The organism is Pyruvatibacter sp. HU-CL02332 (assembly GCF_040362765.1).
Classification (GTDB): Bacteria; Pseudomonadota; Alphaproteobacteria; order CGMCC-115125; family CGMCC-115125; genus Pyruvatibacter.
This window is the reverse complement of the sequence record NZ_BAABWK010000001.1, coordinates 907,501-927,254: the sequence shown is the minus strand read 5'-3', so window position 1 is coordinate 927,254 and position 19,754 is coordinate 907,501. Positions and strand designations below refer to the sequence as shown.

Sequence of the window (19,754 nt, the reverse complement as noted above, 5' to 3'; positions counted from 1 at the left end):
GCACAGGCACACTTTCCAGCGCGGCGGGCACAATGGCGATCAAATCTCGGTCAACCGGTTCAAAGGCCAAGAAGGCCCCTTCAAAGACTAAAGGCCGCACGGCTTTGAAGTCCAAGCCGAAGGTCGTCTCCAAGACAACCCGTGGCAAGAAGGCGGCCATAGCCAAGCCTGCGTCCGCAAAAAAGAAGGCGTCCAGCAAGTCCAAGAACAAGTCGGGCCTGCCTGTTTCACCATTGGCCCCTGCGCGGTTCCCGGATGTGGCGGACGTGCCGGGTCTCGAAATGGCAACGACGCGTGCAGAGATCAAATACAAAGCTCGCGAGGACCTACTCCTTGCCGTCATGGCGCCAGGCACCACCGTGGCCGGCGCACTCACACGTTCGCGCACGGCGTCTGCTCCGGTGGACTGGTGCCGGACTAATCTTGAGGGTGGCGAGGGTCGTGTTCTTGTGTCCACGTCGGGCAACGCCAATGCGTTTACAGGCCGGGCGGGAATGGAAACCGTGAAGGTTACCGCTGCTGCGGCTGCCAAACTTGCGGGCGTTCGTCAGAAGGACGTTTTCATCGGCTCCACTGGGGTCATTGGTGAAACAATGCCGAACGACAAGATCACCGGCGCCTTGCCGGCTGCGTTTGATGCGCTGAAGCCTGGTGGCTTTGAAATGGCTGCCCGGTCAATCATGACCACGGATACATTTCCCAAAGCAGCGTCGCGGACTGTGGAGATTGATGGCAGCCCGGTGGTCATAAGCGGCATTGCCAAGGGCTCTGGCATGATCGCGCCCGATCTGGCGACCATGCTCTCCTACATTTTTACCAATGCATCAATTTCCCAGCGCACCCTTGGTGCCCTGCTGGATCTCAATCTGCGTGACAGCTTCAACGCCATCACGGTGGATAGCGACACCTCCACCAGCGATACGGTGCTGTTGTTTGCAACCGGGCGTGGGCCGGATGGGGGCAAGGCACCCTATGCACAGATTACACGACCCGGGGATCCGAAATTGCGAGCCTTCCGTCAGGCGCTTTCCGAGGTCATGCATGACCTTGCCATGCAGGTGGTGCGTGACGGTGAGGGGGCTACCAAGTTCATTTCCATCACGGTGAAGGGTGGCGAGAGCCACAACTCGGCCCGCCGCATCGCGATGGCTGTGGCCAACTCACCCTTGGTGAAGACCGCCATTGCCGGTCAGGACGCCAATTGGGGACGCGTGGTCATGGCTGTCGGCAAGGCCGGTGAGCCCGCTGACCGGGACAAACTCTCCATCGGGTTTGGCGGTGTGGAAGTCGCCAAGGCTGGCCGCGCCGTCGAAGGCTACAACGAGGCGCCAGTCGCAAAGCACCTCAAGGGTCAGGACATCTCCATTGATATTGATGTGGGTGTCGGGCAGGGCGAGGCCACGGTCTATACGTGCGATCTGACCCATGGATACATCTCCATCAATGCTGATTATCGCAGCTAGGCCGCTTTCCTTTTCAGGTAAGCAATCGTTAACGCTGTCGCCCATGTGCGGCCCGTTATGCCGTGTGTGTAGTATTGTCCTCATGTTCTCTTAACGGCGTGGTGCCAGACTGCGTTGCAAATGATTGGCGTTTTTTATGCGGATTGTTCTTGTTGCGGCCTGCGCTCTTGTTGATGTGGATGGCCGGGTATTGCTGGCCAAGCGCCCAAAGGGCAAGGCAATGGCAGGGCTCTGGGAATTTCCTGGCGGCAAGGTCGAAGCGGGAGAGACGCCAGAACAATCGCTCATTCGTGAGCTGAAAGAAGAACTGGCCATTGACGTGACGGCCGCCTGTCTGGCGCCTCTGACATTTGCCAGTCACACATATTCCGGCGATGCCGGGGAGGACGAGTGGCATTTACTGATGCCGCTGTTCGTATGCCGCAAATGGTCGGGAACGGTCACAGCGGTTGAGCACGAAGCGCTGGAGTGGGTCCGGCCTGTGCGCATGAGAGATTATGAGATGCCGCCCGCGGATGTTCCGCTGGTCGCCCTAGTGAGAGACTTTTTAGGATGAAAGAATTTCTGACTAAAAGCCTTATGGCAGACGAAAGCGGAGCAACGGCGATCGAGTATGCGCTGATTGCCGGCGGCATTGCTGTTGCGATCATCACGGCAGTCAATACGCTTGGTGTAGATGTTGCCGGTCTGTTTGGCACCGTAACCGACGGCTTCAGTTAAGCCGCTCATCGCGCTCAATGCCCTGGCCTACTCGCCTGGCTTCTCGCCGGTGCTGATTTCTTCCGTGTTCAATGCATCCGCAAGGCGTTGCTTTGCGCTGCCGGGCCTCAGGGGCTTTTGCTGGCTGTCGTCCGGCGCCCAGCCTGCCAGATACACAATCTGAAATGTTGCGGACACGCGTCCATCGGGCGTTGCGTATCTTTGCGCGTAAATCTCGGCCATCCGCATCAAGGTCGCGCGCCGCAATGGTTGTCGCCGCCGGGCATTGAGGGCGTTTGTTTCCCCCATGCCGCGCAGGTCGCGGAGCAGGGCGAAGGCGCTTTCATAGGTGACCGTGTGGCGATCTGCATCAACGACCGGCAGGGCAAATCCCGCGCGCTGCATGAGGCCGCCCATATCCCGTACATCGGCAAACGGTGCCACGCGAGGGCTAATGCCGCCCTCTATCTCTGCTTCGGCTTCCGAAAAAGCTGTGCGCAGTTCCATCAGTGTTTCACCGCCAAACATGGCGCCGATGAAGAGGCCGTCGGGTCTGAGTGACCGGCGGATCTGAATGAGTGCTCCTGGCAGATCGTTGAGGCGGTGGAGCACCAGCGCGCTGGTGATGAAATCGATGCTTCCATTTGCAAATGCCAGCCGCTCATCATCCATGACCAGCCGTGGTCCCTGCGCATGCCGCAGCATGGCTGGTGAACTGTCTGTGTGGATCAGGCGGTTGAGCTTGCCTGATGCGATCAACGGTGCGCGGGCCTGACCGTGGTGGCTGCCAATGTCGATGCCTGTTTCAAACGACCGGTTTGAATCCAAAAGCCGTTCAGCAATTTGCGTGGCGACGAGCGTTTTGAGGAAATCGAACGCGCCATAGCCTGCTGCCGCGCGGTTGCGCCGCTGGCGGATCAGGGTCGTATCGAACGGGGTCTGTGGATTGGGATCGGTCACAGGGCTGAAATAGCTTACCCTGTGCCTATGGGCAAAGCGTTTCAGACACTTGGTAGGGCGACGGGGCGATCCATAGGGCAGGTCGTCCGGGGTGTAGTGGAGTTTGCCTTGCCGCCGGTGTGCCCGATCACCGGCGACCGCGTTGCTGAGCATGGCACACTCTCACCGGATGCCTGGGCTGATCTGAGCTTCATTACCCGCCCTCTTTGTGCGGTTACCGGTGTGCCCTTTGAGCGAGATGTGGGGGCAGGGGCCATCAGCGCAGCGGCCAGTGCCCGTATGCCGACATATGACCGGGCGCGGGCGGCCATGCTGTATGACGGCACCGCACGCAGGCTTGTGCATCAGCTCAAATACAGTGACCGGATGGATCTGGCCGGATTGATGGCCCGATGGATGGTCATTGCCGGTCGCGAACTTCTGGACGGCGCCGACCTTCTGGTGCCCGTCCCTTTGCATCGGCGGCGGCTCATCTGGCGGCGGTTCAATCAAGCGGCAGCGCTGGCCAATGCCATCAGCAGGCAAACCACTGTTCCGGTGGATGTCATGTTGCTGGAGCGGTCAAAACCCACTCAAAGCCAGGTCGGGCTGAGCCGGGCAGGTCGGCGGCGCAATGTGCGCGGGGCATTCAAGCTGTCGTCCGCGGCGTCCGCGCAGCACACTGTCGCTGGAAAACACGTTGTTTTGATCGACGATGTGCTCACTTCCGGCGCCACAGTTGAGGCCTGCGCTGCGGTTTTGCGCCGGGCGGGCGCTGCGCAGGTTGATGTTCTGACCCTGGCGCGGGTTGTCGCGCCGCAGGACGCCACCATATGATGCGCAACAATTGAGAGATTCCAGACAAGCAGCCAAGTCGCTGCACATGCAGGTGAATTCATGAGCAAAGTCCAGATTTACACCACCCAGATCTGCCCCTATTGCCATCGGGCCAAGGCACTGCTGCGCGACAAGGGCGTGGACTATGAAGAAGTGGACGTCATGGCTATCCCCGGCGCGCGCGACAAGATGATTGATCGCGCCGGCCGCACCAGCGTGCCGCAGATATTTGTCGGCGATACCCATGTGGGCGGGTGCGATGAACTTTACGCACTTGAATCCAAGGGTGCCCTCGACACGTTGCTGGCCAGCTAGGCCATGAGCGCCGCTCCGTTTCGCGCCGCCTGCGTGTCGCTGTGCTCCGGCCGTGAGCCCACTACCAATATTGAGGCAGCGAGTGACCACGTGCGTGATGCCGCGCGCGACGGGGCCGGTTTTGTCTGTACACCCGAAAATACCCTGTTGATGGAAGCCGGTGGCAAGCATCTTTTTGCAGCCGTGACATACGAAGATGACACGCTGGCGGTTCGCGACCTTGCGGCTCTTGCAGGGGATCTGGGCATCTGGCTGAGCGTTGGGTCGCTGGCCATCAAGGTGTCCGAAGACAAGGTTGCCAACCGCTCCTTTCTGATGGGGCCGGACGGGCGCATTCATGCGCGCTATGACAAGATCCATATGTTTGATGTGTCTCTGCCCAATGGCGAGAGCTATCTTGAATCCAAGAATTATCAGCCGGGCAGTGAGGCCGTTTTGGCCGAGACTGGATTTGGCAAAGTTGGGCTGACCGTCTGCTACGACCTTCGCTTTCCTGACCTCTATCGCGCGCTTGCGCAGGCGGGGGCTGAGTATTTGACCGTCCCTTCGGCCTTTACCCAGGTGACAGGCGAAGCGCATTGGCACGTGCTGCTGCGGGCCCGGGCCATTGAGACGGGCGCATTTGTGTTCGCAGCAGCGCAGTCTGGCACCCACGAGAATGGCCGCAAGACATACGGGCATAGTCTGATCATTGACCCGTGGGGTGAGGTGCTTGCGGATGGAGGTTTAGAGACTGGTTTTGTCTGCGCCGACATTGATCCTGCAAAAGTCGAGGAGGCGCGATCGCGTATTCCCTCGCTTCAACATGATCGCGATTTTACTTTGCGACATGCGTCTGAAGACGCACCATTGTCCGCACAATGATCCGCTACAGCCTCATATGCGCTGACGGCCACGAGTTTGAATCGTGGTTCGCTTCGAGCGCTGCCTACGATGCCCTGGCCGAACAGGGCCATCTGTCCTGCGTGGTGTGTGCAACGCCCAAGGTCGAGAAGTCATTGATGGCGCCTGCCATTGGTCGCAAGAGCAATCAGAAGTCCGAAGCACCTGACGCATCAACGCCGCCTCCTGCGCTCAAGGGGGACGGGGGTGAAGCGTTGAAAGCAGCCAGGGAACTTGCGGCTTTCATGGACAAAGTCCGCTCTCATGTGGAGGCAAATGCCGAGTATGTGGGTGATAATTTTGCCGATGAAGCCCGTGCGATTCACAACAAGGAAGCCGAGATGCGACAGATCTACGGCGAAGCCACCCTTGAAGAAGCCCGCGACCTGATTGAAGATGGGGTTGCGGTCGCGCCAATTCCTGCCAAGCGCAGGAAGTCGAATTAGCGCATGAGCCGCCAATAATGGGGGCAAGTCATGTACATCAGATCGATTATCAAATCTGTCGCCAGCGCAAATCTGGCCGCAATCGTTGCGGTGGTGCTGGTGCTGGGCGCTTCTTCCGCCGCAATTGCCGATGATGAAGACCGCCGGGTTCGCATTGTGAACAATACCAGCGTGGCGATGATGGAATTCTATGCATCATCCATCGCATCCAAGACCTGGGAAGAAGACATTCTGGGCCAGGACGTTCTCGTGCCCGGTGATGATGTTGTCATCGACATCGATGATGGCAGCAACGCATGCCGGTATGATTTCAAAGCCGTGTTTCTGGATGGCGATGAAGTGACCGATGAGGATGTGGATGTCTGCGAAGTCGGTGAGTACGAATTCACCGAGGAGTAGTCGCGATCTAGGCTGACTGTTTGGTCGCCGTCTGCATGTAGTTCACTGCGGTGTCGTGGGACATGGACCATTTGTCAGCCAGCGGATTGAAGCTGACACCGGTCAACTCTCCAGGCGTGAGACTGGACTTGACCATCATCTGATGCATTTCGTCCGGCGTGATGAACTTGCTCCACTCGTGCGTGCCGCGCGGGAGCCAGCCCAGCACATATTCTGCGCCGACAATGGCCAGGGCAAAGGCCCGGGCGGTGCGGTTGAGGGTGGCAACAATCATCAGGCCACCCGGTTTCAGACACGCTGCACACTCCTTCATGAAAACCTGCGTGTCGGCGACGTGCTCGATGACTTCCATGTTCAAGATGACATCGAACTGCTCCCCGGCTTGCGCAAGCGCTTCTGCCGTGGTGTGCCGGTAGTCGATCTCAAGACCCTGCTCTTGAGCGTGGACCGATGCTGTCTTGATGTTTTTCTCACCAGCATCGGCGCCTGTGACGTTGGCGCCAAGGCGAGTCATGGGTTCTGAGAGCAGGCCGCCGCCGCAGCCGATATCCAGCAGCCGCAGGCCTTCAAGGGGCTTTGGCGCGTCAGCAGCGCGGCCAAAATGGGCCGAAACATGCTCGCGGATGTAGGCCAGACGGGTCGGATTGAATTTGTGCAAGGGCCGGAACTTGCCGTGAGGGTCCCACCATTCAGCCGCCATGGCGGAGAATTTGGCTATTTCCTGTGCATCTACGGTCCCATTCTGGGGACTATCGGTCTTGGATGAAGCCTCTGGCATGGCTGCCATGGGGTGTTCCTCAAATGTGCACGAGTTGAGCCGGGCTGGTTGCAGGCTGATGGCGCTCACTGTATGTGTACGCCGCGTTTTGCCGGTTCACAGAGCCGGTTTCAAGGCGTGTATCTATCAGTTTCAGGAAGGATATGGCGCACCGTGCCAATTGGTCCAGCGATGGCTGGCCGGTGTGCTGACAGGTCACATGGCGCGTCTGGTGCTCAAATTCGGCGGAACGTCCGTCGCGGATATTGAACGTATCCGTGTCGTGGCTGCGCATGTGAAGCGTGAAGTAGACGCGGGCAATGAAGTTGCCGTCGTCGTGTCGGCCATGGCCGGAACGACCAACCAGCTTGTAGACTGGTGCAAGCAAGCCGCGCCGCTTCATGATGCGCGCGAGTATGATTCCGTTGTGTCCGCCGGTGAGCAGATTACATCCGGCCTGCTTGCCATTACGCTAAGTGACATGGGTGTGCCCGCGCGTTCCTGGCTTGGGTGGCAGATTCCCATTCGGACAACCGGCGTGCACGGTGCGGCCCGCATCGAGGCAATTGAGACGGATGCCATGGAACAGGCATTCGCCGAGGGCCGAGTGGCCGTGGTGGCAGGCTTTCAGGGCATTGGCGAAAACAATCGCATCGCAACGCTTGGGCGCGGTGGATCTGATACGAGCGCTGTAGCGCTCGCTGCGGCACTGAATGCAGACCGATGTGATATCTATACGGATGTTGATGGGGTCTACACGACGGACCCGCGGATGACGCCGCGAGCGCGAAAGCTTGCCAAGATCACCTATGAAGAAATGCTGGAGATGGCCAGCCAGGGTGCCAAGGTGCTGCAGACGCGATCCGTTGGCATGGCAATGACCCATCAGGTCAGAGTGCTGGTGCGCTCGTCCTTTGATGATCCCCACGCGCCCGAACTTGTGGCTGCGACAAACGGCAATTCAGACCTGCCAGGAACGCTCGTCTGCGACGAGGAGGAAATTGTGGAACAGGAACTCGTGACCGGCATTGCGTATTCGCGCGATGAAGCAAAGATCACGCTGGTGAAAGTGGCTGACAAGCCGGGTGTCTCAGCGGCAATTTTTGGCCCGCTGGCCGATGCAGGCATGAATGTCGACATGATCGTCCAGAATGTGTCTGAAGATGGCTCGATGACGGACCTGACCTTTACGGTCAGCCATGCGGAGCTGGACAAAGCCCGCGCTGTCATCGAAGCGGCCAAGGATGAGATTGGCTATCAGCACCTCATCGCAGACGGTGATGTGTCGAAGATCTCGGTCATTGGCGTTGGTATGCGCAGCCACACAGGCGTTGCGCAGAAAATGTTCCGCGCCCTTGCTGACCGCAACATCAATATCCATGTGATCTCCACGTCCGAGATCAAGGTGAGCGTGCTCATTGATGCGGAATACACCGAGCTTGCAGTGCGTGCATTGCATACGGCCTACGGCCTTGACGGCGAAGCGGCCTAGCACAGGTAAACAGGTGTGGCTGACCTAGTAGGGTCAATAGCGCGTCGGGCAATCTTGTCCATGCTATAAGAGCTGCATTCGTGATGATCTTGTTCGTAGATCAAATTTGAGCCGCTTTTTTGCGGCACTTGTATTTGGCGACGCGCTCGCGTCTCCAGTCCAGCGACATATAGCGATAGAGGTTAGCCGCCGGTGGTAGCGACAGCGCACGGTCCGCGCACATTATTGAGAAGCCTTCGGGAAGTGATGGCACAGTCCGGGTCAGCTGATGACCGGCTGCAGACTGTCGTGCGCCTGATTGCCTCCAATATGGTGGCCGAAGTGTGCTCCATCTACCTGCTACAGCCTGACAACCGACTAGAGTTGTTTGCGACGGAAGGACTGCGTGCGGAGGCCGTGCACAATACCTTTCTGGCGCTTGGTGAAGGTCTGGTTGGTACGGTGGCGCAAACAGCGCGGCCATTGGCTCTATCTCATGCGCAGCAGCACCCGGCCTTTGCCCATCGCCCAGAGACGGGTGAAGACCCCTATCTTTCCTATCTTGGCGTGCCGCTGCTGCGGTCCGGGCGTGTGCTTGGCGTGCTTGCGGTTCAAAACGCCACAACGCGTGCCTACAAGCTTGAAGAGATGGAAGCGCTTGAAACCGTGGCCATGGTGCTGGCGGAGATGGTGGCGTCTGGCGAACTGGTGAACCTGGCGGCGTTGCATCAAGCCGAGCTGGTTGATGACCGCGCCATGCACCATCACGGCGTTGCAATCTCCGAAGGCATTGCCCTCGGCCATGCGGTTCTGCACCAGCCAAGATTTCACGTTACCAAGATCATTGCCGAGGATACCGCCGAGGAGCTTGGCCGTATTGAAGAAGCCATCGGCCAGTTGCGGGCGCAGGTTGACGCCATGTTGTCGGGAGACAATTTGGGCCGGGCAGGCGAGCATCGTGAAATTCTTGAGACGTATCGCATGTTTGCGAACGACCGCGGGTGGCTGGCGCGTTTACGCGAGGCAATCGAGAGCGGTCTGACGGCTGAAGCGGCTGTTGAGCGGGTGCAGAACGAAACCCGCGCACGCCTCATGCGGCAGACAGACCCCTATCTGCGCGAGCGGCTCCATGACCTTGATGATCTCGCCAACCGGTTGCTGAGCCACCTTGTTGGTGTGCCTCTGACTGCCGCCGGTGACGACCTGCCGACAGATGCCATCATCATCGCGCGCAATATGGGCCCGGCTGAACTGCTGGATTATGACAGTGACAAGCTGCGCGCCCTGGTGCTGGAAGAAGGATCTGCGACGGCGCATGTGTCCATCGTGGCGCGGGCGCTTGGCATTCCGATGATTGGCCGCGTGGAAGGCATTACGGATCTGCTTGAAGCAGGTGATGCCGTCATTGCCGATGGTGACACGGGCGAAGTTTACGCACTGCCGTCCCCGGAAATTGTCGATTCCTATTCCGAAAAAGCGCGTTTCAGGGCCAAGCGACAGGCTCAGTTCCGCGAGCTGCACGACAAACCGGCCGTGACGAAGGACGGCATAGATGTATCCTTGACGATCAATGCCGGCCTCATGGTGGACCTGCCGCATCTGCATGAAGCAGGGGCAGATGGAATTGGCCTGTTCAGGACCGAACTGCAGTTTCTGATCGCGTCCGCCATGCCCAAACTATCCGAGCAGCGCGCGTTCTATACGGAAGTGCTGGACGAGGCAGGTGACAAGCCAGTGACTTTCCGCACTCTGGATGTGGGCGGCGACAAGGTGCTGCCCTATCTGGCGCACGGAAAAGAGGAAAACCCGGCTTTGGGCTGGCGGGCGATCCGTATCGCGCTCGATCGGCCAGGGCTGTTGCGTTACCAGTTGCGGGCCCTTTTGCAGGCGGCGGCGGGACGAAACCTGCGGTTGATGTTCCCAATGGTTGCGCAGGTAAGTGAATTTCAGGCGGCTCGGGAGCTGCTGGAGAAGGAACTGACGCGCTTGGACCGGCTTGGCCAGCCAAAGCCGTTGGACATCAAAGTAGGTTCAATGCTGGAGGTGCCGTCTTTGGCTTGGCAGCTTGATGCCCTGCTGCCATTGGTGGATTTCATATCCATCGGATCCAATGATCTGCTGCAGTTTTTCTTTGCCAGCGATCGGGGAAACCCCCGCGTCGGCGACCGGTATGACCTGCTAAGTCCTGCGGTTCTGTCGTTTTTGCAGCATGTTGTTGCCCAATGCGGTGTTCATGATGTGCCGGTATCCCTGTGCGGGGAGATGGCTGGTCGCCCGCTTGAGGCGATGACGCTGGTCGCGCTTGGTTTCCGGACACTCTCCATTCCGCCTGCTGCCGTCGGTCCGGTGAAGGCCATGATTTTGGAGTTGGATGCGGGCAAGCTTGCAGACTTTGTGAACGAACGCCTCAGCCTGCCGGACAGCAGCCTTCGGTCTCAGTTGGCCGAATTTGCCTTCGACAACAAGATTCCGCTCTAAACAGCCCTAAACCATTGCAGTTACGGGTGGTTTTTTGTTTAGTAACCATCTTCTGACATCCTGAGTGGAAGATATCCACAAGCTGCGCGGTGCCTCGGCTGTATTTTGATGTGCATCGAGGCGCGCGGGGACGGGATACATATTGGTTTCGGCGACATGAGATGCCCCGGCAGGGCGCGGCATCCAGGCGCCAATGGGGACACGCAGGCCGTAATTATGGGCAAAGTGACTAAACTCAATCTGGAAGATGCGTCGGTTCGTTCGACGCGACGGCTGCACCTGCGCGACATTCAGGATGACAATCCCGAACCGCGCGGCACCACCGGTGCTCAGATGCATGCGGCTCGGCTTGCGTTGGGCGAAGACATCTCTGCAGTCGCCGGTCAGCTGCGCATTCGCCGGGATCAGATTGAGGCCATTGAAGGCGGTGATTTTGATGCGCTGCCTGGCCGGGCTTACTCCATCGGCTTTGTTCGTACGTATGCTGAATATCTTGGTCTTGATGAAGTTGAGACTGTGACGGCATTCAAGGCTGAGTTTGACGCGGCCCAGACTTCCGGGCCGGCGCTGGTATTCCCGGAAGCTGAAGAAGAATCGCGGATACCGCGTGGGGCGTTTGTGGTGATTGCCGTTTTGGCGCTGGCGGCTCTGTATGGTGTTTGGACGCTGACGGTGTCGGCTGACCGTGTCGTGGAAGAACGCACAACCGGTGTGCCAAGCGTTGTTCCTGAAACACGTGTTGCTCCGGCAGTGCGTCCGGCGTCTCTGCCGCGCACCGCGGTGGAACGCAGTTCTGCTACGGCAGGAACTACAGAGGCGGGTCTTGAAGGCCGTGAAGCGGCGTCAACTGACGGCAGTGTGACCGCATCTGATACTGGTGATGTGGCCGGTGCCGGGACACCGCAGACTGACAATTCTGCTATTGAAACGAACGCGTCCGCTGACGTGGGCACACCTGCCCAAACGGCTGCTGGTGTTGATGGTACAGCCGGCGAAATTTCCGGTGAGGCAGCCGGTGTGGCAGGGCAAGCCGTGACTGAAACAGCTTCCGAACCAGAACTAGCTATGTCTCCAGCGGCGGTGACCCCTTCCGAAGACCAGGTGTCTCCGCTTGAAACCGGTGCTGAGCGCTCTTGGGAAGGTTTCGTTTATGGCCAGCAGAACCACGACAGCCGCATTTTCATTCGTGCCAATGCGCAGACATGGGTCCGGGTCGAAGATGGGGATGGCAATGTATTGCTGTCGCGCACGCTTCGGGCAGGCGAAAGCTATCGGGCGCCCAACCGAGCTGGAATGGTGCTGGCTACGCGTAATGCAGGCGCCTTGCAGCTCTTTGTAGATGGCAAGTCCGCTGGAACTGCCGGGCCGGTCGGGAAACCTCTTGCGGACATTCCTCTTGATCCAGCCTCGCTTTCAGGGCAGTAGCGATACGCGGCAGCCTATCCCGCCGTATCTCGTTTCCCTTAAGTAGCGTTGGCCCTCATGCTCTCCGAGCAAAAAATAGAACAATTGCTGGCCCGTCAGTCCGATCTTGAAACCAAGATGTCTGACAATCCGGATCCTGACGCCTATGTAGCGCTGTCGAAGGAGTTTGCTGAACTCCAGCCGGTGGTTGCCGCTGCGCGCAAGCTACAGAGCGCACGCACGGAGCTGGCTGATCTGGCGGTCATGCTGGAGGACAAGGACCTCGACGCGGACATGCGCGAGATGGCCAGCGAAGAACGCGCGGAGCTTGAAGCAAGCATTCCTGACATTGAGCATGAGATTTCCATCCTGCTTCTGCCAAAGGACGTCGCTGACGCTCGCGATGCCATTCTCGAAGTGCGTGCGGGCACCGGTGGTGACGAAGCAGCTCTTTTTGCGGGCAGTCTGTTCCGCATGTATCAGCGCTATGCCGAATTGCGGGGATGGAAACTTGAGATCATTTCCGTGTCTGAAGGTGACGTCGGTGGCTACAAGGAAGTCATTGCCGGCATCAAGGGCGAAGGCGTGTTTGCCCGGTTGAAGTACGAATCCGGCGTGCATCGTGTTCAGCGGGTGCCGGAGACGGAAGGGTCAGGACGTATCCACACGTCGGCCGCAACAGTTGCCGTGCTGCCCGAGGCCGAAGAAGTGGACGTGCAGATCGAGGAAAAAGATCTGCGCGTTGATGTGTTCCGTGCATCGGGTCCCGGCGGCCAGTCGGTGAACACCACGGACAGTGCGGTGCGCATTACCCATATTCCAACTGGCATTGTGGTGTCGCAGCAGGATGAAAAGTCGCAGCACAAGAACCGCGCCAAGGGTATGAAGATTCTCCGGGCCCGGATTTTTGATGCAGAGCGTGCCAAGGTGGATGCGGAACGTGCCGAAGCACGACGTGGCCAGGTTGGCTCTGGCGATCGGTCCGAGCGCATTCGGACATACAATTTTCCGCAGGGCCGTGTCACGGATCACCGGATCAATCTCACGCTGTACAAACTCGATCAGGTCATTTCCGGCGATGCGCTGGATGAAGTTGTGGACGCACTGATCACGGAAGATCAGGCCGCACGCCTTGCCGCCATCAACGAGCCTGAAGACGCGTGAGTGCCCGTGTGACAGGTGAAACCCTGTCGCAGGCGCTATCGCGAGGGCGGGCGTTTCTTGCTCAGCATGACATTGAAACAGCCGCGCTCGATGCACGCCTTTTGCTGCAGGCAGCCGCCGCGTTGAGCCATGAGGCGCTGGTGATGCATGGCGATAGAGCCATTGCGATCGAAGCCAATCAGACGTTTCAAGTGTTTCTGGACGCGCGATCTGGCGGAAAGCCTGTATCGCGTATCCTGGGCCGCCGGGAATTCTGGGGGCTGGAGCTTGGTGTGTCCGGCGACACCCTAGACCCGCGCCCTGATACTGAAACTCTGGTCGCGGCAGTGCTGGCCCGTGTGGGGGGGCAACAACGCCCTTTCATTCGCGATCTGGGAACAGGGTCTGGCGCCATATTGCTGGCACTGCTCACAGCTTTGCCACAGGCGCGCGGGCTGGGGTCTGATCTGTCTTACGGCGCGCTGCGGATGGCGCGTGCCAATGCCAGGGCGACCGGTGTTGATGATCGTGCGGCGTTTGTCCTGTCTGATTGGGGGAGGGTGCCGACCCGTCTGGCGGATGTGGTTGTTTCCAACCCACCCTACATTGCGCGTGGGGAGCTGCCGGGCCTGATGCGTGACGTGCGCGGGCATGACCCGGTGCAGGCGTTGGATGGGGGCGCTGATGGCCTTGAGCCCTATCGGCGTATTGCTGGCCAGTTGCCTCTGGTCGCCTTGCCTGGCGCGCTGCTGGCTTTTGAAATCGGGCCGACTCAGGCTACCGCTGTTCAGGAAATCTTGCGGGGTGTCGGCGCAAACGTGTCGGGCCGGGGGCTTGGCATGCTGCGGGACCTGGCGGGGCGTCCCCGGGTCGTTGTGGCCCGCGCGCCACGCCGTTGACGGCTGATTTACGGTGTTTTCCGCCTTAACCAAAAAGGGCTTGGTTTGGGCCGGGTGAGCGGCTAGGTTGAATGCAAGGGGATACGCGCATATGTGCGCTCCGGCCTTTTGAGGCGCTCTCCTGCCCACCACAGACCGCGAAAATGAACCCTGTGATTGTCACAGGCCTCAGGAATAAAGCGGTTGGTGACATGTACTTTGCCCGCACCGATTCATATGCAGGCAGGGTTTGAATGGATGCGGTGGCAGCGGCTTGCAGGGTCAATATCGGGAATAGCAGTTTTGCGGCAGAAACTGAGCGGCGCGGCCATATGGGCCCAGCGCGCTTGAAAAACCGCCAAAAGCAAGACGACACATGATGGCGCCGGGTGATGGACCCCGGCTCGTCCGAAATTTCAGTGGTACGGAATGTCGCGTGGCGATGTGCCGACCCTGACAGATGTTTTGACCACGTAATGGGAACACACAGTGGCGAATAACAAGCAGAACAACAGATCACGCGGCCGTGGGCGTAAGCCTGGTGGCGGTGGCAACAATGCCAACCGGTCTTATGAAAGCAACGGGCCGGATGTGAAGATTCGCGGTAACGCGAGCCACATCAGCGAAAAGTACCAGCAGCTTGCCCGCGATGCGGCAGCCAGCGGAGACCGTGTTGGGGCTGAAAACTATCTTCAGCACGCGGAACATTACTACCGCATGGTGCTTGAGACACAGCAGCAGAACCAGCAGCAGCGTGAGCAACGCGAACAGCGTGCTGCGGCAGAAGCGGAAGCCAATGGCAACGCTGATGGCGGCGCCGCAGATGGCAACGCTGAAAAGTCTGACGGTGGACGTGAAGGTGGCAATCGCCGTCGTGGTCGCCGACGTCGTGACAACGTCCAGGAGAAAACCGAAGCCGCTGCAGACAATGAAGCGCCTTCCGCCGAGGTGGATGGTAATCGCGCGGATGCAGACTCAGATGCAGATACGGGCGGTGATGCCGACGATGATTCCCCCAATGAGGCGGAAGTCATCAAGCTGACGCCTGCTCCAGCGCCTGAGGGCGATACGGATGATGCCGTGAGTGAGCCTGCCTAGGGCACGGATCATTCGCCTGCATGTTGATCAGGCCGGTGGTGTCAGAACATCACCGGTCGCGAGATCTCCGTCTTCCAACACTTCGCAATACAGCCCCATATCCATGTGGCCATAGCCGATGCGCAGGGTCTGGGGCACATTCATGTCCCGCTTGGCAGTTGTTGGATTGACATTAGTGGCAGCGCAGCGTTGGGTGCGCAAAATCCCTTTTACCTTTAGCGATCCGATGGAGAATGTCTTGTTCTCCCATTCCAGTTCGCTCCAGGCGGGCAAGTCATCCACATAGACGTTGCCGCGGAACCGAAGTGGATCAACCGGTTCACCCGTCACCCGTTCCAGGTCGCGCACGCTTGTCATATTGATGAGCGACAGAACTTTCATTGGCACATCAGAAAACGAAAACCCGGCACCGGCAGCGTCGGGCACTGTCACAATGCGCGGTGGTCCACGCAGATCGTCTTCCATGTAACTGGTCAAAAAGTGTTCGATCAGCTGGCGGCCGATGCGTGAGGTGATGTCGCCTTTTGCCACTTGCTTGGCCTTGCCGCCCTTGTCGCGGCGCAGCACCGTCAGCGTGCCGCTGTCATCATCAAACTGGGTTTCGAGAGTGGCCAGCCGCTCGTTCTTGGCCAGCATCAGGAACTTGGTCTTTGGGAAGTATTGCGGGTCGCTGGGATCAAAATCCGTTGTCCCGTTTTCAATGGCAAAGGCGCGATCCCAAGGCATGGTACCGCCCGCTTTGAGGCTGACTTTTCCAAGTTCTTCCGCTGACAGGCCTTTGACGGGGTAGCGGTAGAGCGCTGTAACGCGTGAATCAGCCATTTAGGGTCGTTTCTCCAAACTCGTGAGGTGGTCGGCATGCGGTGAAGGACATCTTCGCGTGAAGGTCATGGCAACCTTGATGGGGTAGCCTTGTCAAATCAGCGGCTTTCGGCTCGATTTTCCGCTGCTTTTGTGAAGCTGGGCACTTGTGTGGCGTAAATGGCACACCACATGTAATGGGCAGGAACGTGCCTCTTTTGGGCGATCCTGCGTCAAACATAACTCCGGAACGTTGCCCGAATGGGGACGTTTCATACAGTGCCAATAAGGGCTGAAAAGAGGGACCTCGATGAATCTCGAGAGCTATACAGATCGCGTAAAAGGCTTTCTGCAATCTGCGCAGGGGCTGGCCGTTCGCGAAGGCCATCAACAATTCAAGCCGGAGCACATGCTCAAAGTCCTCCTCGATGACGAGGAAGGCCTGGCTGCCAATCTCATTCGCAAAGCCGGTGGACGCCCTGACGTGGCGCTGCAGGCGGTTGAGCTGACACTCGATAAACTTCCCAAGGTGGAAGGGACGGGTGCCGGACAGCTGTATCTCGCGCCGGAGACCGCGCGCGTGTTTGATACGGCAGAAGAAATCTCCAAGAAGGAAGGCGACAGCTTTGTCACCGCTGAACGGGTGCTGCTTGCCCTCGTCATGGCGACACAGACGGATGCTGGCAAAGCGCTCAAGGAAGCAGGCGTGACGCCCAACGGGCTCAACACCGCTATCCAGGACCTGCGCAAGGGTCGCACGGCCGACAGTGCCGGGGCGGAAGACCAGTATGACGCGCTCAAGAAATATGCCCGTGACCTGACGCAGGTCGCGCGGGACGGCAAACTCGACCCGGTGATTGGCCGTGACGAAGAAATTCGCCGGACGATTCAGGTTCTGTCGCGCCGTACCAAGAACAATCCCGTGCTCATTGGTGAGCCGGGGGTGGGCAAGACTGCCATCGCGGAAGGTCTGGCACTGCGAATCGTCAATGGCGATGTGCCGGAAAGCCTCAAGGACAAGGCATTGCTGGCCCTCGATATGGGTTCGCTCATTGCCGGGGCCAAATATCGCGGTGAATTTGAGGAGCGTCTCAAGGCGGTTCTCAACGAAGTGACCGCGGCTGATGGCCAGATCATTCTCTTCATCGACGAAATGCACACGCTTGTGGGCGCCGGCAAGACGGATGGGGCCATGGATGCCTCAAACCTGCTCAAGCCTGCTCTGGCACGCGGTGAGCTGCACTGTATTGGTGCCACGACGCTGGACGAGTATCGCAAGCATGTTGAAAAAGACGCGGCTCTGGCGCGTCGCTTTCAGCCTGTGATGGTCAATGAGCCGACAATCGAAGATACGATTTCGATTCTCCGTGGGCTGAAGGAAAAATACGAACTGCATCACGGGGTGAGAATCACCGATTCTGCCATCGTGGCTGCTGCTCAGCTTAGCGATCGCTACATCACCGAGCGGTTCTTGCCGGACAAGGCGATTGACCTTGTGGATGAAGCGGCCAGCCGGTTGCGGATGCAGGTGGATTCCAAGCCCGAAGAGCTTGATGAGCTCGACCGCAAGGTCATCCAGCTCAAGATTGAGCGTGAAGCCCTCAAGAAGGAGACCGACTCAGCGTCCAAGGACCGTCTTGAAACGCTTGAGAAGGACCTGGCCGAGCTTGAGCAACGGGCGTCTGAACTGACGGCGCGCTGGGAAAGCGAAAAAGAGAAGCTTGCCGGCTCTCAGAAGCTGAAAGAGCAGCTGGATCAGGCACGAGGCGACCTTGAGAAGGCGCAGCGTGCGGGCAATCTGGAGCAGGCCAGTGAGCTTGCTTACGGCATCATCCCTGAGCTTGAGAAGAAGCTGGCGGAGCCTGAGGACGCGGACACCGGTGCCATGCTCGATGAAGAAGTCACGGATGAGCATGTGGCAGGCATCGTCTCGCGCTGGACGGGTATACCCGTCGACAAGATGCTGGAAGGCGAGCGCGAGAAGTTGCTGCAGATGGAATCAGCACTGGCCAATCGCGTGATTGGTCAAAAGGAAGCTGTGGCCGCTGTCAGCCGTGCCGTGCGCCGTGCACGCGCGGGTCTGCAGGACCCCAACAGGCCCATTGGCTCCTTCATGTTCCTTGGGCCAACCGGTGTTGGCAAGACGGAGCTGACCAAGGCTCTGGCTGGCTTCCTGTTTGATGACGACAGCGCCATCGTTCGGATGGATATGTCCGAATACATGGAGAAGCACTCGGTTGCTCGTTTGATCGGCGCACCTCCCGGCTATGTTGGCTACGAAGAAGGCGGTGCGCTGACCGAAGCTGTCCGCAGACGGCCCTATCAGGTCGTGCTGTTTGACGAGATCGAGAAGGCGCATCCCGATGTGTTCAACGTCCTGCTGCAGGTGCTCGATGATGGACGCCTGACGGACGGGCAGGGCCGGACAGTCGACTTCCGCAACACGCTTATCATCATGACGTCCAATATGGGCGCTGAATATCTGGTGGCGCAGGCGGATGGCGAAGACTCAGAAGCCGTGCGTGAGCAGGTGATGGGGTCGGTGCGGATGCATTTCCGGCCTGAGTTCCTCAACCGGCTGGATGAAATCATCCTGTTCCACCGTCTGGGACGCGATCAGATGTCCGGCATTGTGGATATCCAGATGGGCGGCCTCATGCGCCTGCTGGAGAGCCGCAAGATCACGCTGGAGCTCACAGACGCCGCCAAGCTGTGGATGGCTGAGAAGGGCTATGACCCCGCCTATGGGGCGCGTCCATTGAAGCGTGTCATCCAGCGCGCCCTGCAGGATCCCCTTGCAGAGCTTGTGCTTGAGGGCGCTGTCCATGATGGCGAGACGGTCAAAGTGGATGCAGGAGAAGGTGGCCTGATCATCAACGGGCGCGATGTCAGCGCTGACTTTGGCGGGCTCGGCTCTGATTTGCCGACGGTTCCACCGGTTGGTGACGACCCGGAAGGGCCGGTTGTGCACTAGCCTGATTGCCAACGACAAAAAGAAAGGGCGGCTCGTTTGAGCCGCCCTTTTTCGTGTCCGATGTCGAGACGCTTACTCGACTGAATTGTTTTCGTCCGGTGTTGCTGTGCTGGCGGATTCGATCGCCGGCTTCAGGGGCTCTACCTGGGCCATTTCCGCGTTCATGCCGTCGCGGGCTGCCTTGAAGGCGTTGAGTGCCTTGCCTTCCAGCTTGCGGCCCGTGGGCACGCGGATGGCCATTGGGTTCACCTTCTTGCCTTTCACATGCACTTCGTAGTGCAGGTGCGGGCCAGTGGACCGGCCCGTTGTGCCGACGCGGCCGATTGTCTGGCCCTGAGTGACGCGGGCGCCGGGCGTGATGCCCTTGCCGATGCGGCTCATGTGGGCGTAGGCCGTTTCATAACCGTTGGCGTGGCGGATCTTGACGTATTTGCCATAGCCACCCTGCCAGCCGGCCTTGACGATGGTGCCGTTGCCTGCCGCGTAGATGGGTGTGCCCGTGGGCGCTGCGAAGTCAGTGCCCGTGTGCATTTTGGTGTAGCCAAGGATCGGGTGGCGGCGCTTGCCGAAGTTGGAAGAGATGCGTGCGCCATCGATGGGGGTGCGCATCAGGAACTTCTTGGTGCTGCGACCGGATTCATCGAAGTAGTCCACGGTGTCTTCGCCGGGAATCTCAAAGCGCCACAGTGTCATTGGCTTCTTGCCGGTCTGCAGGGATGCAAACAGGATGTCGCCTGTCTTCACGCGCTCACCGTCTTCATCATTGTACT

The 19,754-nt window shown here is 59.0% G+C and carries 19 protein-coding genes (1 of these 19 running past the window's edge); 15 read left to right on the top strand and 4 right to left on the bottom strand.

Going from position 1 to position 19,754, the window contains the following annotated elements; genetic code table 11:
* Nucleotides 1–32 precede the first annotated feature (32 nt).
* From argJ to ABXH05_RS04290, 3 genes are all read left to right on the top strand, one after another.
* Nucleotides 33–1,463 carry a bifunctional glutamate N-acetyltransferase/amino-acid acetyltransferase ArgJ gene (gene argJ, locus ABXH05_RS04300; RefSeq protein WP_353559930.1) on the top strand — a complete coding sequence of 477 codons (1,431 nt, stop codon included), beginning with the start codon at nt 33–35 and terminating at the stop codon, nt 1,461–1,463.
* A gap of 136 nt (nt 1,464–1,599) precedes the next feature.
* A complete protein-coding gene (locus tag ABXH05_RS04295; RefSeq protein ID WP_353559929.1) occupies nt 1,600–2,019 on the top strand; it encodes a (deoxy)nucleoside triphosphate pyrophosphohydrolase in 420 nt (139 codons plus the stop codon).
* Nucleotides 2,016–2,183: a Flp family type IVb pilin gene (locus ABXH05_RS04290; RefSeq protein WP_081826386.1), complete on the top strand. Its 168-nt coding sequence runs from the start codon at nt 2,016–2,018 to the stop codon at nt 2,181–2,183. Before ABXH05_RS04295 ends, ABXH05_RS04290 begins: the two co-directional genes overlap by 4 nt.
* A gap of 27 nt (nt 2,184–2,210) precedes the next feature.
* Here ABXH05_RS04290 and ABXH05_RS04285 read toward each other — a convergent pair whose 3' ends face one another.
* Nucleotides 2,211–3,275: a methyltransferase domain-containing protein gene (locus ABXH05_RS04285; RefSeq protein ID WP_353559928.1), complete on the bottom strand. Its 1,065-nt coding sequence runs from the start codon at nt 3,273–3,275 to the stop codon at nt 2,211–2,213.
* Here ABXH05_RS04285 and ABXH05_RS04280 point away from each other — a divergent pair.
* The 5 genes from ABXH05_RS04280 to ABXH05_RS04260 are packed head-to-tail and all read left to right on the top strand — an operon-like array spanning nt 3,240 to nt 5,980.
* Nucleotides 3,240–3,938, top strand: a complete 699-nt coding sequence (locus ABXH05_RS04280) for a ComFC family protein (protein ID WP_353560979.1) — start codon at nt 3,240–3,242, stop codon at nt 3,936–3,938. The two genes, ABXH05_RS04285 and ABXH05_RS04280, sit on opposite strands and share 36 nt — an antisense overlap.
* A 60-nt stretch (nt 3,939–3,998) precedes the next feature.
* Nucleotides 3,999–4,253, top strand: a complete 255-nt coding sequence (gene grxC / locus ABXH05_RS04275) for a glutaredoxin 3 (RefSeq protein ID WP_353559927.1) — start codon at nt 3,999–4,001, stop codon at nt 4,251–4,253.
* A gap of 3 nt (nt 4,254–4,256) precedes the next feature.
* Nucleotides 4,257–5,117, top strand: a complete 861-nt coding sequence (locus ABXH05_RS04270; protein WP_353559926.1) for a carbon-nitrogen hydrolase family protein — start codon at nt 4,257–4,259, stop codon at nt 5,115–5,117.
* On the top strand, nt 5,114–5,581 hold the full coding sequence (locus ABXH05_RS04265; protein ID WP_353559925.1) for a DUF1178 family protein: 468 nt from the start codon (nt 5,114–5,116) through the stop codon (nt 5,579–5,581). The genes ABXH05_RS04270 and ABXH05_RS04265 overlap by 4 nt, the downstream gene beginning before the upstream one ends.
* 30 nt (nt 5,582–5,611) lie before the next feature.
* On the top strand, nt 5,612–5,980 hold the full coding sequence (locus ABXH05_RS04260; protein ID WP_353559924.1) for a hypothetical protein: 369 nt from the start codon (nt 5,612–5,614) through the stop codon (nt 5,978–5,980).
* A gap of 7 nt (nt 5,981–5,987) precedes the next feature.
* Here ABXH05_RS04260 and ubiG read toward each other — a convergent pair whose 3' ends face one another.
* The gene (gene ubiG / locus ABXH05_RS04255) at nt 5,988–6,758 is read right to left on the bottom strand and encodes a bifunctional 2-polyprenyl-6-hydroxyphenol methylase/3-demethylubiquinol 3-O-methyltransferase UbiG (RefSeq protein WP_502947730.1); all 771 of its coding nucleotides are present in this window, start codon (nt 6,756–6,758) and stop codon (nt 5,988–5,990) included.
* 199 nt (nt 6,759–6,957) lie between these two features.
* Between ubiG and ABXH05_RS04250 the strand changes: the two genes are divergently transcribed.
* The 6 genes from ABXH05_RS04250 to ABXH05_RS04225 all read left to right on the top strand — a co-directional run bounded on the left by ABXH05_RS04250 (nt 6,958) and on the right by ABXH05_RS04225 (nt 15,209).
* Nucleotides 6,958–8,229 carry an aspartate kinase gene (locus tag ABXH05_RS04250; RefSeq protein ID WP_353560978.1) on the top strand — a complete coding sequence of 424 codons (1,272 nt, stop codon included), beginning with the start codon at nt 6,958–6,960 and terminating at the stop codon, nt 8,227–8,229.
* A 246-nt stretch (nt 8,230–8,475) separates the two neighbouring features.
* Complete coding sequence (gene ptsP / locus ABXH05_RS04245; protein WP_353559922.1) at nt 8,476–10,686, top strand: phosphoenolpyruvate--protein phosphotransferase; 2,211 nt, start codon at nt 8,476–8,478, stop codon at nt 10,684–10,686.
* 216 nt (nt 10,687–10,902) lie between these two features.
* Entirely contained in the window at nt 10,903–12,111 is a 1,209-nt protein-coding gene (locus tag ABXH05_RS04240; protein WP_353559921.1) for a helix-turn-helix domain-containing protein, read from the top strand.
* Nucleotides 12,112–12,168: 57 nt separating this feature from the next.
* Nucleotides 12,169–13,254, top strand: coding sequence for a peptide chain release factor 1 (gene prfA / locus ABXH05_RS04235; RefSeq protein ID WP_353559920.1), 1,086 nt, complete (start codon nt 12,169–12,171; stop codon nt 13,252–13,254).
* A gap of 8 nt (nt 13,255–13,262) precedes the next feature.
* On the top strand, nt 13,263–14,132 hold the full coding sequence (gene prmC / locus ABXH05_RS04230; protein ID WP_353559919.1) for a peptide chain release factor N(5)-glutamine methyltransferase: 870 nt from the start codon (nt 13,263–13,265) through the stop codon (nt 14,130–14,132).
* Between the two features lie 468 nt (nt 14,133–14,600).
* On the top strand, nt 14,601–15,209 hold the full coding sequence (locus tag ABXH05_RS04225; protein WP_353559918.1) for a DUF4167 domain-containing protein: 609 nt from the start codon (nt 14,601–14,603) through the stop codon (nt 15,207–15,209).
* A 27-nt stretch (nt 15,210–15,236) separates the two neighbouring features.
* Here the strand turns inward: ABXH05_RS04225 and ABXH05_RS04220 are convergent, their stop codons facing one another.
* A complete protein-coding gene (locus ABXH05_RS04220) occupies nt 15,237–16,031 on the bottom strand; it encodes an MOSC domain-containing protein (RefSeq protein ID WP_353559917.1) in 795 nt (264 codons plus the stop codon).
* 289 nt (nt 16,032–16,320) lie between these two features.
* Here ABXH05_RS04220 and clpB point away from each other — a divergent pair, with 289 nt between their 5' ends.
* Nucleotides 16,321–18,984: an ATP-dependent chaperone ClpB gene (clpB, locus tag ABXH05_RS04215; protein WP_353559916.1), complete on the top strand. Its 2,664-nt coding sequence runs from the start codon at nt 16,321–16,323 to the stop codon at nt 18,982–18,984.
* Nucleotides 18,985–19,056: 72 nt separating this feature from the next.
* Here clpB and ABXH05_RS04210 read toward each other — a convergent pair whose 3' ends face one another.
* Nucleotides 19,057–19,754 carry the 3' end of a M23 family metallopeptidase gene (locus ABXH05_RS04210; RefSeq protein ID WP_353559915.1) on the bottom strand. It continues 1,051 nt past the right edge of the window, so only the last 698 of its 1,749 coding nucleotides appear in the window; its start codon lies beyond the right edge, outside the window — the gene reads right to left on this strand; the stop codon is at nt 19,057–19,059.